The organism is Hydrocarboniphaga sp. (assembly GCF_028291725.1).
Taxonomy (GTDB): domain Bacteria; phylum Pseudomonadota; class Gammaproteobacteria; order Nevskiales; family Nevskiaceae; genus Hydrocarboniphaga.
Window position 1 is genome coordinate 1 of the sequence record NZ_JAQGNT010000098.1, and the last position, 14,567, is coordinate 14,567.

The following is a 14,567-nucleotide window of genomic DNA, read 5'->3' on the forward strand; positions in this document are numbered from 1 at the left end:
CGCTCACCCCAACCTACGAATGCCCTGGTAGGTTGGGGTGAGCGCAGCGAACCCCAACATCCCGCGCACACAAAAAAGCCCCCGGAAAATCCGGGGGCTCAGTCAAGCAGCAGGCCTTATCGGCTGCCGATCTGCTTCTGCAGCGCACCCAGATCGTGGATCGCCGCGTCCAGCGAGTAGCGCTGGATCGCCGCGCGTGCGCTATGGCTGGCGAGCCGGTTGGCGGTCTGATAGATCGACAGCGTGCGCAGCACGTCCATCAGCGCCGGGCCCCAGGGGTCGATCGGCACCGGCGTGCCACCGCCGATCGGAATGCCGAAGCCGCCGCCGTCGAAAGTGACGCCGCCGAACAGCACCCAGCCTTCACGCGGTAGCCGTGACGGATCGATGCGCGGTGGTGCGGTATGCGGATTGCGGTACGACGCGATGACGATACCGTCCGCAGCGGCCGCCTCGTTGAAGCTGCGGCTGCCGCCGAGTTCGACGCCGGGTTCCAGTGACACGAACTCGACGAACTGCTGCGAGGAATCGCCGGGCAGGGTCGCGACCATGGTGCCGGTGGTCGCACCGGCCTTGGTGAAGATCAGATCGTTGTCGATGCCCTGCGGCCCGGCGCCGTGTGCCGATGCCGGGTTCACGCTCTCCAGCGGTGACAGCCACTGGCTGCCGGTGTAGATGTCGACGAAATCATCGGCGTCGATCGAGAACGTATCCGCCTCGACCGCCGGCGTGTCTTCACCGCCGATGCCGCCGGGCGGCGCATACCAGGCGGTGATCGTCATGTCGGTGCTGCCGATCGGCTCCATCAGCGCGCTCGGCGGCGCGGTGTGATTCGGGTTGGCCGAGCCGACCACGTTCCAGTACATCAGCTTGCATAGCACCGTCGCTTCGCCTTCGCCGTAAGGCAGCTGCGAAAAAAATCCCGGCGTGGCGATGCCGGACTGCTGGTTGGTCGTCGGCAGAATCAGATCGACATAGGAAGCACCGCCGTTCTGCCGGCGGTGATGGCCGCCCAGGAACAGGCGATACGAAGTAACTACATTGACGTTGGGCATGATGCTCTCCTCCGAAATCGGGACCGTGAATCGTTACGCCGGATGCGTAACGCGGCGCCAACTTAGGCTCGAAAAGCCGTCACGCCTGTGAGCTGCCGCACGTTTACCCCCGGCCTATGGCGTAGGGCATATCGCGTTCGCGGGAGGGGAGTATCCCGACCTGCAGTGCGGTTTATCCGGGCGACACTCAGCGCTTCCTCAGCAGACACCGAGTTCGCGGCGCAGCAGTTCGAGCACCCGCTCCAGCGCTTCGGTCTCGGCCAGCGCCGCGAGTTCGATCGCATCCACGGGAGTGTCGGCTAGCAGTCTCGAACGGCGCATCGCTGCATCGGCGGTGGCCTGGTTGCCAAGCCGCGGACGCGCCGCCGAACCGAGCCCGTGTGCGGAATCGCCGGCGCCCGGCATCGCGTTCACCGCGGGTCCGGCGGAGTGCCGCCCGGCATCTTGGTCGGACGCGCGGCGAGCTGCTCGCCAAATTTCTCGCAGCTCGCTTCCATCGTATGGCTGCCCATCGTTACGCTCACCTTGTCGCCGACGCTTTTGCCGGTGCAGGCGCTGAAGGCTTCCGGCGGCGGTCTGCGCTGAGTTTCGCCGCCCGGCGGCTCGGCCCGGGCTGCGAGGCTGGCCAGCGTCAGTGCGAACGCGGCGGCGGAGCGGTGATAGCGCTTCATAGAGTCCATCCGGTAATGCGCCGATTGGCGCGGTCCGGTCATTGGACTCCGCTATGCGGTAAACCGTTGGCACGACTTCGAAACGATTTGAAACGACCTGTATGCCGGTCCGCTGAATCATGGGAATCGGTGAACGATATTTCGGCGGCCTTGTAGGTTGGCAATCCTTTGCCGACGTGTACCCCCGGATGCGCCATCACCGCTTCACGTCGGCAAGGGATTGCCGACCTACGTCAGGGCTCGCCGTCGATCGCCGCGAGGCCGTATTTTTTCAGCTTGTACCAGATCGATCTTTCGCTGATCCGCAGCAGCTGCGCGGCGCGTGTCTTGTTGCCCTGGGTCTGGCGCAGCGCCTCGCGGATCAGGCGCGTCTCCAGGCCTTCGACGCAGGCATCGAGGCCGATCTCGCCGAGCGTGATCTCGGCAGCGGCGCGCGGCGGTGCGGCTTCGGCCGCGTCCAGTGCGACGTGGCGCAGCTCGAGACTGCGGCCGCCGCCGAGAATCAGCGCGCGCTCGATCACGTTGCCGAGTTCGCGCACATTGCCGGGCCAGGAGTAGGACTGCAGGTGCTGCAGAGCCTCGGCCGACAGCGCCGGCACGCTGCGACCCGCGCCGAGATGCTGCTGCGCAAAATGGGTGATCAGCGCCGGCAGATCGTCGCGGCGTTCGCGCAGCGGCGGCAGCTCGAGCGCGAACACGTTGAGCCGGTAGTACAGATCTTCGCGCAGCCGGTTCTCGCGCACCGCGGTTTTCGGCGGACGGTTGGTCGCGGCGATCACGCGCAGGTCGAGCGAGACGCTGCGGTTGCCGCCGAGCTTTTCGACCACGCCCTCCTGCAACACGCGCAGCAGTTTGGTCTGCAGCGCCAGCGGCATTTCGGTGATCTCGTCGAGAAAGATCGTGCCCTTGTCGGCCAGCTCGAACTTGCCGACGCGCTCGCGTACGGCGCCGGTGAACGCACCTTTCTCGTGGCCGAACAACTCGCTCTCGAGCATCTCCGCCGGGATCGCGGCGCAGTTCAGCGCAACGAACAGCTGCTCGTGGCGGTCCGAGGCGCGGTGGATCGCGCGCGCCACAACCTCCTTGCCGGTGCCGGTTTCACCGGTCAGCAGCACGGTGGCGCGTGTCGGCGCGACCTGGCTGATCTGCTCGCGCACGCGCTGCATCGCGGCACTGCCGCCGACCAGTCCCTGCCAGTCGCGGTCGGTCTGTTCACGCAGGTACTGGTTCTGCTGCAGCATGCCGCGCACGTTCAGCACACGCTGGATCGCCAGGTCCAGCGCGTCCACGTCGAAGGGCCGCAACAGATAGTCGCAGGCGCCCAGGCGCATCGCCTCCACCGCGCTTTCGATGCTGCCCTGCGCGGTGATCATGATCAGCGGCACGTCGATGCCGTGATCGCGCAGCTGGTGCAGCAGCTCGATGCCGTTGATCAGCGGCATGCGCAGATCGCTGATCACCAGATCGAAGCCGCCTTCGCGCAGCTTGTCGAAAGCCTCCTGGCCGTTGGCGGCACTCTCGGTGCGATAGCCATGCCGGGTCAGCATGATCTCGAGCACGCGGCGCATGTTGGCCTCGTCGTCGACTACCAGAACTCGCAATGCGCTCGTCATGAATCCTCGCTGTGGTTGCGCGGCAGCCAGAACCGGAACAGCGCGCCGCCGAGCTTGCTCTGATCGGCGACGATATCTCCGCCATGTTGCCGCAGAATCTGCCGGACCACAGCCAGCCCCAGGCCGATGCCGCCTTCGCGCTTGAATACGAAGGGCTCGAAGATCCGGATGCGGTCCTCCGCCGGGATGCCCGGCCCGTCGTCGTCGACTTCGACGACCAGGCGCTGTGCCTCGTCGCGGCTGCGGACCTGCACATGGCCGCCGCGGGGCAGGATCTGCAGCGCGTTCATGATCAGGTTCAACAGCACCTGCGAGATCTGCTCGGAATCGCAGTCCAGCATCGTGTCGCGGGCATCGGCCTGGAACTCGATGCCGATGCCGCGGGCGCGCGCCTGTGCTCCGAGCAGCGTGATGGCGTGGGTGATGATGTCGTGGATATCGTCGGGCCGGCGTTGCGGCGGCCGCGTTCGGGCGCTGTCGAGCATCGAGCCGACCAGGCGGTTGAGCCGCGCGGTCTCGCTTTCGATAATGCCGACCAGTTCGCTGCCTTCAGAGCTCAGCGCCGGCTCCAGCTTCAGCATCTGCGCCGACGAGCGCAGGATGCCGAGCGGCGTGCGCACCTCGTGCGCCATCAGTGCGGTGATCTCGCCGAGCGCGGCGAGCTTGGATGCCTGCGTCAAGGTCGCCTGCGAGCGCTGCAGTTCTTCCACCAGCCGCACGAAGCTGCGGTTGAGTTCGCCGATCTCACCGGGCCCCTGCGGCGGTGCCGGCGGCGGCGGGCCGGGCTGCAGGTAGTGCCGCGTGAACTGGGTCAGCGCGGTGACCGGCCGCGCGATCACGCCGGCAACCCAGGACGAGACCAGGATCGTGATCAGTACCGTCGCCGCCAGCAGGCCGGCGAAAGTCCAGGCCATCTGCTGCACCGGTGCCAGCGCCGAGTCGCGCGACTGCAGCAGCAGCGAGGTCCAGCCGAAACCGTTGAAGCTGCCGATGCCGTCCGAGCGTGTGGAGGCGACCAGCACCGGCACCGCCATCCACGGTGCGCCGTCGCGGTTCTGGATCGTGCCGGGCGTCGCCGGCAGCCAGCCGGTGGCGGCGGTGCCGGGCACGGCGCCGCGCTGGCGCAGGCCGGACGAGGCGATCACGATGCGGCCCTGGGTGTCGAGCACCAGCGCCTGGCGTGTCGCGTCGGCGACCGCGTCCAGCGAGCTTTCCAGCTGCGCCCAATCGAGTTCGAGCACGAGTTGCCCCAGCGTGCCCTCGGTGAATTGTGACTGCAGCCGGGTTCGGATCGCGAGACGGCCGCCGGCAACCGGGTCGATCTGCACCGCGCCGCCGGGCAGCTTCGTCACAAACCAGGGCGTGATTGCGGCGTAGTGCCGGCCGATGCGCTGCGGCTCGCTGCTGGCGACGATGCGTCCCTGTGGATCGACCGCGAGCAGCGCCAGGTAGACGCCGCCATAGCGCCGCTTCATCTCCGCCAGGAAGTTCGACAGGCGCTTGTCGACGTCGTCGAGCCGCAGATCCTGCATCACCTCCAGATGGCTCCAGGTGGTCGCATTGAGCAGACGCTCGTAGAGCTGCCGGTCCAGGTCGTCAGACAGCGCGCCGGCGGAGCGATGCGCGTTCTGCTCGATCTCGCCGAGCATCGCGTTGCGGGTCTGGCCGAAGGCGAGCAGGGTCAGGCCGATCGCCGGCAACAGGCTCACGAGCAGGAAGGCGGCCAGCAGCAGGCGTCGTATGCTCACGCGCTGCGGGCGCCAATTAATCTACTTGATCTACGATCCGCCACGCCTGCGGCTATCAGCCGGCGATGGCCGGACGCAGCGCTGAACAGGGGAAGGATCAAAACCATGGGGATAACGAAGGCCGTGCGTCAATCATGATAGCCCTGCGTCTCAAGGCCCGGCGGCTCGCGCATGTCGCCCTGCTGTTGCTCGCGGTGGCGCCGTTCGCAGCGCTGCATGCCGAGGATGTGGCGAGCACTCACGACGTCGACTTCGACCCGATGGCGCAGCGCTACCAGCTCGGCCAGGGCTTGCGTCTCGGCGATTCGGGCTTCGCGCTCGGCGGCTATGCCACCGCCAGCGCTGCCGAGCCCGCCGAGCCCGATTCGAACCTGCTGCTGCAGTCGCTGAGCGGCTTCCTGTGGTGGGACAACGGCGGCCGCTGGCACGCCTTCTCCGAGCTGGAGGCCGAGAATCTGTTCGCCGCCGACGAGGACACGCTCACCACCCGCCGCGCCGAACTGGAGCTCGAACGGCTTTACGTCGATTACACCGCCACCGACCTGTTCAAGTTCCGCGTCGGCAAGTTCCTGACGCCGGTCGGCCGCTGGAACCTGATCCACGCCTCGCCGCTGGTCTGGACCACGTCGCGGCCGCTGATCACCGAGAAGACCTTCCCGACCAATGCCACCGGTGCGATGGTCTACGGCAGCTTGCCGTGGACTGAGGACGGCGTGGAGTACTCGCTGTACTACTCGCCGGGCGAGGAACTGGCGCGCGATCCGGATATCGACACCTTCCGCGAAGCCCTGGGTGCGCACCTGTCGTTCGCGCCGTTGCCGCACCTTCACGCTGGCCTCTCCTACGCCAATTTCGAGCAGCGCAACACGCCCGACGAGCATCGCAACCTGTACGGCATCGACGCGGTCTGGGCCTGGCACCGTTTTGAGCTCAGCGGCGAATTCCATTACCGGGTCAATAACGGAAACGAATCCGACAGCAACGAGCGCGGCCTGTACCTGCAGGCGGTGGCGCCGCTGAGCGAGCGGCTCTACGCGGTTGCGCGCTACGAAACCTTCCGCCGCTCCGACGCCGAGCGCGACATCAACATCTATCTCGGCGGCCTGAACTACAAGCTGCGGCCGGCGCTGGTGTTCAAGGCCGAATACAGCCGCGCGACTGACAACGATCTGAACGTGCGTGATGGGTTGCTGGGTTCGATTGCGGTGCTGTTCTGATGCGCTTTCGGACGCTGGTGTTCGCACTGGCTCTGGGCGCGGGCTTCTGGTCGCTGACCGGACGGGCAGAAGAGCCCCTGCTGGCCGTGATCGTCGCCGCCGCGCGTGCCGACCAGCCCAGCGACGACGAGATCGCGCAGATCTTCAAGCGCAAGAAGCTGTTCTGGGACGACGGCAGCCGGATTCAGCCGGTCAACCTGCCGGCGGACCATCCGCTGCGGCGGCGCCTGATGCGCGATGTGCTGCACCAGTCGGCCGATGCGCAGCAGGAATACTGGAACGAGCAGTACTTCCACGGCGTGCTGCCGCCGCATGTGCTGGCCTCCGAAGAGGCGATGCTGCGCTTCGTCGCCGGCACCGGCACCGCGATCGGCTACCTGCCGGCCTGCCCGATCGATCCGCGCGTCCGCGCGGTGCTGTGGGTGAGCGCCGACGGGCGCGTGATGAGGCCTGAAGGCGCGCCGGCCTGTGGCGGCTGAGATCGCGGCGGCTCTGCTGATGATGTAGGTCGGCAATCCTTTGCCGACATGAGGCAGCGATTACCGATCGGGTTTGCACGTCGGCAAGGGATTGCCGACCTACGGCGATGCGGCAACCCCGCAAAAATTGTCGGCAATGCTTGCGCGATGCGCCTCCTTGCGGGGATTTCCTGGCCGCCGAAAATCTCTGGTTTCAGGGGATAAACTAAAACCAATCAATTGCTTGCAATCGCTTGAGGCGACTGGCACCGGCGTTGCTCCCCTGCAGGCATGACTCCGCCTTCCGCAGGGTCCGTTTCGGGGCCGCCCATGCTCAGTGCCAGTCGCCGCCTTACTCCTGCCTGCCCGGATCTTTGCCTGCAGGAGGCCGACGAACGCCGCCGGCCGGAGCTGCAGGGTTTCATCGCCGAGCGCTTTGCCGAGGTCTACGGCGCCGAGCTGTACAACTTCATGCCGCGGCTGTTCGGACTGCAGAACGAGGACGACGGTGAACTGCTGGCGGCCTTCGGCATGCGCCCCGCCGAAGTCGATGGCCAGCGCGAGTTGCTGTTCCTCGAGCATTACCTCGACCAGCCGGTCGAATCGCTGGTGGCGCAGGCCGCGGGCCGGCCGGTGCTGCGCCACCAGATCGTCGAGGTCGGCAACCTCGCCGGTGCCTCGCCGGGTGCGCTGCGCCAGCTGATTCCGCTGGTCTGCGAGCGTCTGCACCAGGAAGGTTTTCACTGGGTGGTGTTCACCGGTCCGGCGCGGTTGTGCAACAGCTTTTCGCGTCTGGGCCTGCCGCTGCAGGTCGTCGCGCCCGCTCCGGTGGAGAAGCTCAGCTTTGAGGAGCGCCGGCACTGGGGTCGTTACTACGATCAGCAGCCTTCGGTGATGGCCGGCGATGTCGCCGGCGCGACCCGGATGCTGCGCGAGCTCGGCCGCACGCCCGGCCTGCTGCAGCGGCGCCTCGCGCCGCTGTCCGACGTGGGCGCCCCGTGAATTCTGTGACGGCGATTCGCGGCGAGCTGCTGGCTGCGGTGCGCGCACACGCGCTGCGCCGGCCGGCCGCGATCGCGCTCGAAGGTCCGCAATCGGCGCTCAGCTACCGCGAGCTGGAGCGCGCGATCGGTGATCTGGGCGCGGAGCTGCGGCGTCATGGCAGCCGTCGTGTGGCGCTGCTCGCCGACAACGGCATGGCCTGGGCGCTCGCTGAACTGGCCTGCCTCGACGCTGGCCTGCTGTGCGTGCCGCTGCCGTCATTCTTTTCACCTGGGCAAATCGTGCATGCGCTGCGCAGCGCGGGTATCGACACCCTGCTGGTCGATCCGCGGCTGTCGCTGCCGTCGCCGCTGTTCGATGCCCCGTCGGTGCCGCTCGACGCGCTGCCGGTGCTCGCCGGTGTGCTGCACCGGGTTCGCCTGCCGACGCCGCCGGCGATCACGGGCCTGCATGCCGGCACCTGCAAGATCACATTCACCTCGGGCACCACCGGCGAGCCCAAGGGCGTGTGCCTGGGGATCGAGGAGCAGCAAAGCGTCGCCGCCGCGCTGCTGGGCGCCAGCGGCGCCGATGAGGATGCGCGCCACCTGTGCGTGCTGCCGCTATCGACGCTGCTGGAGAACATCGGCGGCCTGTACGCACCGCTGCTGGCCGGCGCCACCACTTGCGTGTGGCCGCTGGCCGACGTCGGGCTGTCGGGCGCCTCGGCTCTGAACGTGCACAAGCTGCTGGAGGCGATCATCACCGCACGCGCCAGCAGCGTGATCCTGGTGCCGCAGATGCTGCTGGCCCTGGTGTCGGCGATCGAGGCCGGAGCGCCGCGGCCGGTATCGCTGCGCTTCATCGCGGTTGGCGGCGCGTCGGTGTCGCCGGCGCTGCTGCAGCGCGCGATTGCGCTCGGGCTGCCGGTGTTCGAAGGCTATGGCTTGTCCGAATGCGCGTCGGTGGTTGCGTTGAACCGCGCCGATGCGCAGCGCCCGGACACGGTCGGCAAGCCGCTGCCGCATGTGCAGATCAGCATCGCCGGCGATGGTGAGATCCTGGTCACCGGCAGCAGCTTCCGCGGCTACGTCGGCGAAGCGCCGCGTGATCGCGGGCAGGCGGTCGCGACCGGCGACATCGGCTATCTCGACAGCGACGGATTCCTGCATATCACCGGGCGCAAGAAGAACATCTTCGTCACCTCGTTCGGCCGCAACGTGTCGCCCGACTGGGTCGAGCGCGAGCTGTGCCTGCATCCGGCGATCGCACAGGCGGCGGTGTTCGGCGAAGCCGCGCCGTTCAATGTCGCGGTGATCGTCGCGCGCGCGCCGGGCATCGATGCCGCGATCGCCGCGGTCAATCGCGAACTGCCGGATTACGCGCGTATCCGCAAATGGATCGCGGCGAGCGCGCCGTTCACGCCGGCCAACGATCAGGGCACCGCCAACAGCCGGCTGCGCCGCGCGCAGATCCGCGCTGCCTACGCATCGCAGATCGAGTCGCTGTACCAAGACCCACCCCGTTCCATCCAAGGCAGCGAGGCTGCACCGGCATGAGCTTTTACCAAAGGCTGCAAATCGAGACTCAACACGAACGCGCGCAGCTGCTGGCGCAGCCGCTGTTCGCCGACGCGCTCGCCGGGCGTGTGACGGTGCCGCTGTACATCGCGTTTCTGAGTCAGGCGTTTCATCACGTCAAGCACACCGTGCCTTTGATGATGGCCTGCGGCGCCCGGCTCGGTGACGACCGCGAATGGCTGCGCGCCAAGATCGCGGCGTACATCGAAGAGGAATACGGCCACCACGAGTGGGTGCTCGACGACATCGCGGCCAGCGGCGGCGATGCCGACACGGTGCGTCGCGGCGCGCCCTCGTTCGAAACCGAGATGATGGTGGCCTATGCCTACGACCTGATCGCGCGCGGCAATCCGGCGGGCTTCTTCGGCATGGTGCACGTGCTCGAAGGCACCAGCACCGCGCTCGCAACGCAGGCCGCGCAGCGGATCGCGAGCGCGCTGAAGTTGCCGGGAAAAGCCTTCCGTTATCTGAGCAGTCACGGCTCGCTGGATCTGGAGCATGTCGACTTCTTCCGCGGCCTGGTCGAGCGGATGACAGCGGCGGATCAGCAAGCGGTGGTGTGCGGTGCCAAACGTTTCTACCGGCTCTACGGCGACATTTTCGCGAACCTGCACCGGGAGCACACCGCATGCAATTGAAGAACCAGCGCGTGCTGCTCACCGGCGCATCGGGTGGCATCGGCCGTGAGCTGGCGTTCGAACTCGCGCAGCACGGAGCGACGGTTCTGTTGTCGGGGCGCAAGACCCTGGTGCTCGACAACATCGCCAACGCGATCATCAATCTCGGTGGCCAGGCCCGGATTCTGCCCTGCGACCTGTCGGCCGCTGGCGGGCCGCAGCGCCTGATCGAGCAGGCCACGCGTGATGGCGCGACGCTGGACATCGTCATCAGCTGCGCCGGCATCTCGCATTTCGGCATGACCGAAGACCTGGGCAGCGAGCAGCTCAATCAACTGCTGCGTACCAACGTGGTTGCGCCGATGCAGCTGGCGCAGGCGGTGCTGCCGGTATTCAAGGCTCAGGGGCGTGGCCTGATCGTCAATGTCGGCTCGATTTTCGGCTCGATCGGCTTCCCCTGTTTCAGCGCCTATTCGGCCAGCAAGTTCGCACTGCGCGGATTCTCCGAGGCGCTGCGGCGCGAACTGCAGGGCAGCGGCGTCGACGTGCTCTACGTGGCGCCGCGCTACACCCGAACCGCGATCAACGAGGGCGCGGTCAGCCGCATGGCCGACGCGGTCGCGATGAAGCAGGACGAGCCGCAGCGCGTCGCCAAGGCGATCGCTGATGCGATCCGTGGCAACGCGCGCGAGCGCTACCTGGGCTGGCCAGAGCGCTTCTTCGTGAAGCTCAACGCACTGTTCCCGCGCCTGGTCGACAAGGGTTTGCGCGAGCAGGGCAGGCGTATGCGCCCGTTCGCGCTCTCGGGCTCCTGATCTCTCGAAATTTCCATTGGAGTCATCGATCCATGTTCAATAATCCGATCTGCAAAAGTCTGTTGATGCTGGGCAGCGGCCTGCTAATGCTGTTCATGCTGCCGGCGCACGCCGATGCGCTGGGCGAGCGGATCGCCGGTCTGCAGCACGGCTGGGCCCAGTCCTACTACCAGCTGCCCGAGGCGCAGAAGCCGGCGAGTTTCGATGCGCTGATCGGCACGGCAGCGAGCGTCGCGGCGGAGTATCCGGCGCGTGCCGAGCCGATGATCTGGCAGGCGATCATCCTGAGCAGCGCCGCCAAGTTCCAGGGCGGCCTCGGTGCGCTGTCCAAGATCAAGCAGGCGCGTGAGCTGCTGCTGTCAGCCGAGAAGATCGATGCGAAGGCGCTAGCCGGTTCGGTCTACACCTCGCTCGGCAGCCTGTACGCGAAGGCGCCCGGCTGGCCGCTGGCCTTCGGTGACAAGAAGCAGGCGGCGGCCTACCTGCAAAAAGCGCTCGCGATCAATCCCGACGGCATCGACCCGAACTACTTTTATGGTGATCTGCTGCTCGAGCAGAAGAACGCGGTCGAGGCCGAGCGCTATCTGAACAAGGCGCTGGCCGCGGCGCCGCGGCCCGGCCGCGAGGACGCCGATGCCGGCCGCCGCGCCGAGATCACGCAGGCGCTCGCCCAGTTGAAGCAGGGCTGACGGCGATGAAGCCGAATCCGGGCGGGGACCTGCGTCCCCAATCTTCATGGCTGATCGGTTTTCACTGGGCCACTCTCGCGCTGATCCTGATCGGAGTAGCCGCCGTGCTGGGCCGCGAGTGGATCGACGACAAGCTGCTCCGCCTGTGCCTGATCCAGTTGCATCGCGGCAGCGGCCTGCTGGTGATGATGCTGACCCTGGTGCGCCTGCCCTTGTCGCCGTGGCTCAAGGATCGGGTCGTCGAGACCACGCAGCTGATGCGGTATGCCGCGAGCGCCACGCACTGGCTGCTGTACGGTCTGCTGCTCGCGATACCCGCGGTGGGCTGGGCGCTGAGCTCGGCGCACGGACAGGATCTCAGTTTTCTCGGCCTGATTCCGCTGCCGCCGCTGGTTGCGCGCGATCGTGATCTCGCCGATCAGCTGCAGCAGATCCACGAAGCGCTCGCGATCGCGATGCTGTGCATCGCGCTGATCCACGCCTCTGCGGCGCTCTGGCACCACTACGTGCGCCGTGACGCGGTACTGATGAGCATGCTGCCACGGCGTCGCGGCTCGATCGAGAACCCGTAGGTCGGCAATCCCTTGCCGACGTGCGAAGCCCGATGCGCAAGTGGAGCCTCACGTCGGCAAGGGATTGCCGACCTACGGCATCAAAAAGTTGTTATCGCAGCACTACAGGGAGATATACATGCAGCAGATTTTCCAGCCGCAGCGGACGCTCGGCCGGCTTTTGATGTTGGTGCTGTTGTCGGCCGCGTCGAGCACCGCGAGCGCCTTGCCGAGTTTCGCGCGCCAGACCGGCGAAGACTGCGCCGCCTGCCATGTCGGCGGCATCGGCCCGCAGCTGACTCCGCATGGCACCAAGTTCAAGATCGGTGGCTACACCGACGGCGACAACGCAGAAAAATTCTGGGTGCCGATGTCCGGCCAGGCGATCACCACGAGCACGCACACCAGCAAGGATCAGCCCGGCGGCGCCGCGCCCGGCTACAAGGCAAATGACAACACGATCTTCCAGGAAGGCTCGGTATTCCTGGCCGGGCGCTTCGCGCCGCATGTCGGTGGTTTCGTGCAGGGCACCTATTCGGGCGTCGATCATGCCTGGTCCTGGGACAACGTGGATCTGCGCGCCGCGCTGCCGTTGCAGCTCGGCGGCGGTGAAACCACGTTCGGCGTGTCGCTGAACAACAGCCCGAGTACGCAGGACCCATTCAACACGCTGCCGTCATGGAGCTTCCCCTACGTTTCTTCGGACCTGACGCCGGGCTATCTGGGCGAGCCGCTGCTGGCCGGCGGACTCGGGCAGCTGAGCACCGGACTCACCGGCTACGCCTACATCAACGAATGGGTCTACGCCGAGGCCGGCGCGTATCGCGATCTGCCGGGTGATTTCCTGAGCAGCGTCGGTGTGCCGCGTGAAGACCGCGTGAATCTCGATGGCGCGGCGCCGTACTGGCGCCTGCATGTCGGCCACGAGTTCAAGCATCAGTACGCGTCGCTGGGCCTGTTCGGGCTCGACGCCTCGATCCAGCCCGATCCCGGCGCCGGCGCGAAAGACCAGTACCGCGACATCGGCATCGACGGCACGTACCAGTTCATCGGCACGCATCGCAACATCTTCTCGGTCAATGCCCGCTACATCCGCGAGAAGCAGGATCTGAATGCCACGGTCGCCGAAGGCGGCGCCGAGCGCAACAACGCGACGCTGACCGAGTACAACTTCAGCGCGTCCTACTACTACCTCAATACCTACGGCTTTACGGTCGGCGCCTTCGGCACCGGCGGCGACACCGATCAAACGCTGTACGCGGCCGCCGACATCGAGGGCTCGCGCACCGGTAAGCCCGATACCCAGGGCACGATCTGGCAGATCGACTACACGCCCTGGGGCAAGGAAGCTTCGTGGATGGCGCCTTGGGCCAATCTGCGGCTGGCGCTGCAATACACCGCGTACAGCCAGTTCAACGGTGCGAGTTCCGACTACGACGGCGCGGGCCGCGATGCTTCCGACAACAACACGCTGATGGCCTTCGCATGGCTCGCGTTTTGAACGCCGTGCACTCGCCGCTGGGTTTGGCGGCGGCTCTGGCGATGCTGGCCGTGGCCACGGGCCCGGCCCTTGCCGCCGACGCGAAAAAAGGTGCCGACTCGTTCGACGAGAACTGCAGCGAGTGCCATAGTGTGGCCAGCACCTTGCGTAGCAAGAAAGGGCCGAGCCTGTATGGTGTGGTTGGCCGCAATGCTGCCAGCATCGAGGGCTTCAGCTATTCGGACGCGATCAAGCAGCGCCCCATCGTCTGGAGCCGGGAGAATCTCGATGCCTACATTGCCGCACCGAAGAAATTCGTGCCTGGCGGCAAGATGAAGTTCGACGGGGTCGCCGACACGGCCGAGCGTGCCGATCTGATCGAGTTTCTAGAGCATCCGAACTAGTCGCCTTACCGAGTACGCACGCATGGAAATGATTGGTCGTCTTGGGTCGGTGCAGAAAACGCGCCGCCTGCTGTTGAAACTCGCCGGCCTGCCGCTGGTGCCGTTGCTGCTGGTGACCTCGTCGCGCTGGCAGGACGGTGGCTTTATCCACGAGAGCATCGAGGGAATCGGGCTGCTGCTGATCCTGACCTGCCTGCTGGGGCGCGCTGCTTGCACGCTGTATATCGGCGGCCGCAAATGCAGCGAGCTGGTCACCATCGGCCCGTACTCGATGTCGCGCAATCCACTGTATTTCTATTCGCTGCTGGGTACGCTCGGTGCCGGATTGATGTTTGGCTCGGTGGTGGTCGGCGTGTTCTTCGGCGCGATCTACCTTCTGGTGTTCGATCGACTGATCCGGCGCGAAGAGCGCTTCCTCGAAGCCAGTTTTCCTTTCACCTTTCCGGATTACTGCGCCAGCACGCCGCGCTGGTGGCCGCGCCTGGGCAACTGGCGCGGTGTAGACGAGATCGTCGTGCGTCCGCGCCTGGTCTACAACACGCTGCGCGACGCCAGCGTGTTCGTGCTGATGGTGCCGCTGTTCGAGGGTATCGAGGCGGTGCAGCAGATGGGCTGGCTGCCGGTGCTCGTCAAGCTGCCGTAGCGGCCGCTAGTGGTCCGTTGCATGCTTGGCGGCGCAAATAAAACC

16 protein-coding genes are annotated in these 14,567 nt (G+C 66.5%); 11 read left to right on the top strand and 5 right to left on the bottom strand.

Features of this window, described 5'->3' with window-relative positions; translation table 11 throughout:
* Positions 1–116: 116 nt before the first annotated feature.
* From JWQ90_RS25525 to JWQ90_RS25545, 5 genes are all read right to left on the bottom strand, one after another.
* Positions 117–1,055, bottom strand: a complete 939-nt coding sequence (locus tag JWQ90_RS25525; RefSeq protein ID WP_299697892.1) for a hypothetical protein — start codon at positions 1,053–1,055, stop codon at positions 117–119.
* Positions 1,056–1,253: 198 nt separating this feature from the next.
* Positions 1,254–1,469: a hypothetical protein gene (locus JWQ90_RS25530; RefSeq protein WP_299697893.1), complete on the bottom strand. Its 216-nt coding sequence runs from the start codon at positions 1,467–1,469 to the stop codon at positions 1,254–1,256.
* Entirely contained in the window at positions 1,466–1,726 is a 261-nt protein-coding gene (locus tag JWQ90_RS25535) for a hypothetical protein (protein ID WP_299697894.1), read from the bottom strand. Before JWQ90_RS25535 ends, JWQ90_RS25530 begins: the two co-directional genes overlap by 4 nt.
* Before the next feature lie 233 nt (positions 1,727–1,959).
* Positions 1,960–3,339 carry a sigma-54 dependent transcriptional regulator gene (locus JWQ90_RS25540; protein WP_299697895.1) on the bottom strand — a complete coding sequence of 460 codons (1,380 nt, stop codon included), beginning with the start codon at positions 3,337–3,339 and terminating at the stop codon, positions 1,960–1,962.
* Positions 3,336–5,087 (bottom strand): sensor histidine kinase, encoded by a 1,752-nt coding sequence (locus JWQ90_RS25545; RefSeq protein ID WP_299697896.1) that lies wholly within the window; start codon positions 5,085–5,087, stop codon positions 3,336–3,338. The genes JWQ90_RS25540 and JWQ90_RS25545 overlap by 4 nt, the downstream gene beginning before the upstream one ends.
* Positions 5,088–5,221: 134 nt before the next feature.
* Here JWQ90_RS25545 and JWQ90_RS25550 point away from each other — a divergent pair, with 134 nt between their 5' ends.
* From JWQ90_RS25550 to JWQ90_RS25600, 11 genes are all read left to right on the top strand, one after another.
* A complete protein-coding gene (locus JWQ90_RS25550; protein ID WP_299697897.1) occupies positions 5,222–6,304 on the top strand; it encodes a porin in 1,083 nt (360 codons plus the stop codon).
* Positions 6,304–6,783, top strand: coding sequence for a hypothetical protein (locus JWQ90_RS25555; RefSeq protein WP_299697898.1), 480 nt, complete (start codon positions 6,304–6,306; stop codon positions 6,781–6,783). Before JWQ90_RS25550 ends, JWQ90_RS25555 begins: the two co-directional genes overlap by 1 nt.
* Positions 6,784–7,092: 309 nt before the next feature.
* The gene (locus JWQ90_RS25560; protein ID WP_299697899.1) at positions 7,093–7,764 is read left to right on the top strand and encodes a thermostable hemolysin; all 672 of its coding nucleotides are present in this window, start codon (positions 7,093–7,095) and stop codon (positions 7,762–7,764) included.
* Positions 7,761–9,302 carry an AMP-binding protein gene (locus JWQ90_RS25565; RefSeq protein WP_299697900.1) on the top strand — a complete coding sequence of 514 codons (1,542 nt, stop codon included), beginning with the start codon at positions 7,761–7,763 and terminating at the stop codon, positions 9,300–9,302. The genes JWQ90_RS25560 and JWQ90_RS25565 overlap by 4 nt, the downstream gene beginning before the upstream one ends.
* Positions 9,299–9,961, top strand: coding sequence for an iron-containing redox enzyme family protein (locus JWQ90_RS25570; RefSeq protein ID WP_299697901.1), 663 nt, complete (start codon positions 9,299–9,301; stop codon positions 9,959–9,961). The genes JWQ90_RS25565 and JWQ90_RS25570 overlap by 4 nt, the downstream gene beginning before the upstream one ends.
* Positions 9,952–10,755 (top strand): SDR family oxidoreductase, encoded by an 804-nt coding sequence (locus JWQ90_RS25575; RefSeq protein WP_299697902.1) that lies wholly within the window; start codon positions 9,952–9,954, stop codon positions 10,753–10,755. The genes JWQ90_RS25570 and JWQ90_RS25575 overlap by 10 nt, the downstream gene beginning before the upstream one ends.
* 32 nt (positions 10,756–10,787) lie before the next feature.
* Positions 10,788–11,444, top strand: a complete 657-nt coding sequence (locus tag JWQ90_RS25580; RefSeq protein ID WP_299697903.1) for a tetratricopeptide repeat protein — start codon at positions 10,788–10,790, stop codon at positions 11,442–11,444.
* A gap of 5 nt (positions 11,445–11,449) precedes the next feature.
* Complete coding sequence (locus JWQ90_RS25585; protein ID WP_299697904.1) at positions 11,450–12,016, top strand: cytochrome b; 567 nt, start codon at positions 11,450–11,452, stop codon at positions 12,014–12,016.
* A gap of 118 nt (positions 12,017–12,134) precedes the next feature.
* A complete protein-coding gene (locus JWQ90_RS25590; protein ID WP_299697905.1) occupies positions 12,135–13,496 on the top strand; it encodes a hypothetical protein in 1,362 nt (453 codons plus the stop codon).
* The gene (locus JWQ90_RS25595) at positions 13,481–13,879 is read left to right on the top strand and encodes a c-type cytochrome (protein ID WP_299697906.1); all 399 of its coding nucleotides are present in this window, start codon (positions 13,481–13,483) and stop codon (positions 13,877–13,879) included. Before JWQ90_RS25590 ends, JWQ90_RS25595 begins: the two co-directional genes overlap by 16 nt.
* 22 nt (positions 13,880–13,901) lie before the next feature.
* The gene (locus tag JWQ90_RS25600; protein ID WP_299697907.1) at positions 13,902–14,522 is read left to right on the top strand and encodes an isoprenylcysteine carboxylmethyltransferase family protein; all 621 of its coding nucleotides are present in this window, start codon (positions 13,902–13,904) and stop codon (positions 14,520–14,522) included.
* Positions 14,523–14,567 lie beyond the last annotated feature (45 nt).

What these genes read in the sequence shown, in the direction of transcription:
- JWQ90_RS25525 (WP_299697892.1), bottom strand. Translation starts at nt 1,055, where the DNA reads ATGCCCAACGTCAATGTAGTTACTTCGTATCGCCTGTTCCTGGGCGGC.
- JWQ90_RS25535 (WP_299697894.1), bottom strand. Translation starts at nt 1,726, where the DNA reads ATGAAGCGCTATCACCGCTCCGCCGCCGCGTTCGCACTGACGCTGGCC.
- JWQ90_RS25540 (WP_299697895.1), bottom strand. Translation starts at nt 3,339, where the DNA reads ATGACGAGCGCATTGCGAGTTCTGGTAGTCGACGACGAGGCCAACATG.
- JWQ90_RS25550 (WP_299697897.1), top strand. Translation starts at nt 5,222, where the DNA reads ATGATAGCCCTGCGTCTCAAGGCCCGGCGGCTCGCGCATGTCGCCCTG.
- JWQ90_RS25555 (WP_299697898.1), top strand. Translation starts at nt 6,304, where the DNA reads ATGCGCTTTCGGACGCTGGTGTTCGCACTGGCTCTGGGCGCGGGCTTC.
- JWQ90_RS25560 (WP_299697899.1), top strand. Translation starts at nt 7,093, where the DNA reads ATGCTCAGTGCCAGTCGCCGCCTTACTCCTGCCTGCCCGGATCTTTGC.
- JWQ90_RS25570 (WP_299697901.1), top strand. Translation starts at nt 9,299, where the DNA reads ATGAGCTTTTACCAAAGGCTGCAAATCGAGACTCAACACGAACGCGCG.
- JWQ90_RS25575 (WP_299697902.1), top strand. Translation starts at nt 9,952, where the DNA reads ATGCAATTGAAGAACCAGCGCGTGCTGCTCACCGGCGCATCGGGTGGC.
- JWQ90_RS25580 (WP_299697903.1), top strand. Translation starts at nt 10,788, where the DNA reads ATGTTCAATAATCCGATCTGCAAAAGTCTGTTGATGCTGGGCAGCGGC.
- JWQ90_RS25585 (WP_299697904.1), top strand. Translation starts at nt 11,450, where the DNA reads ATGAAGCCGAATCCGGGCGGGGACCTGCGTCCCCAATCTTCATGGCTG.
- JWQ90_RS25590 (WP_299697905.1), top strand. Translation starts at nt 12,135, where the DNA reads ATGCAGCAGATTTTCCAGCCGCAGCGGACGCTCGGCCGGCTTTTGATG.
- JWQ90_RS25595 (WP_299697906.1), top strand. Translation starts at nt 13,481, where the DNA reads ATGGCTCGCGTTTTGAACGCCGTGCACTCGCCGCTGGGTTTGGCGGCG.
- JWQ90_RS25600 (WP_299697907.1), top strand. Translation starts at nt 13,902, where the DNA reads ATGGAAATGATTGGTCGTCTTGGGTCGGTGCAGAAAACGCGCCGCCTG.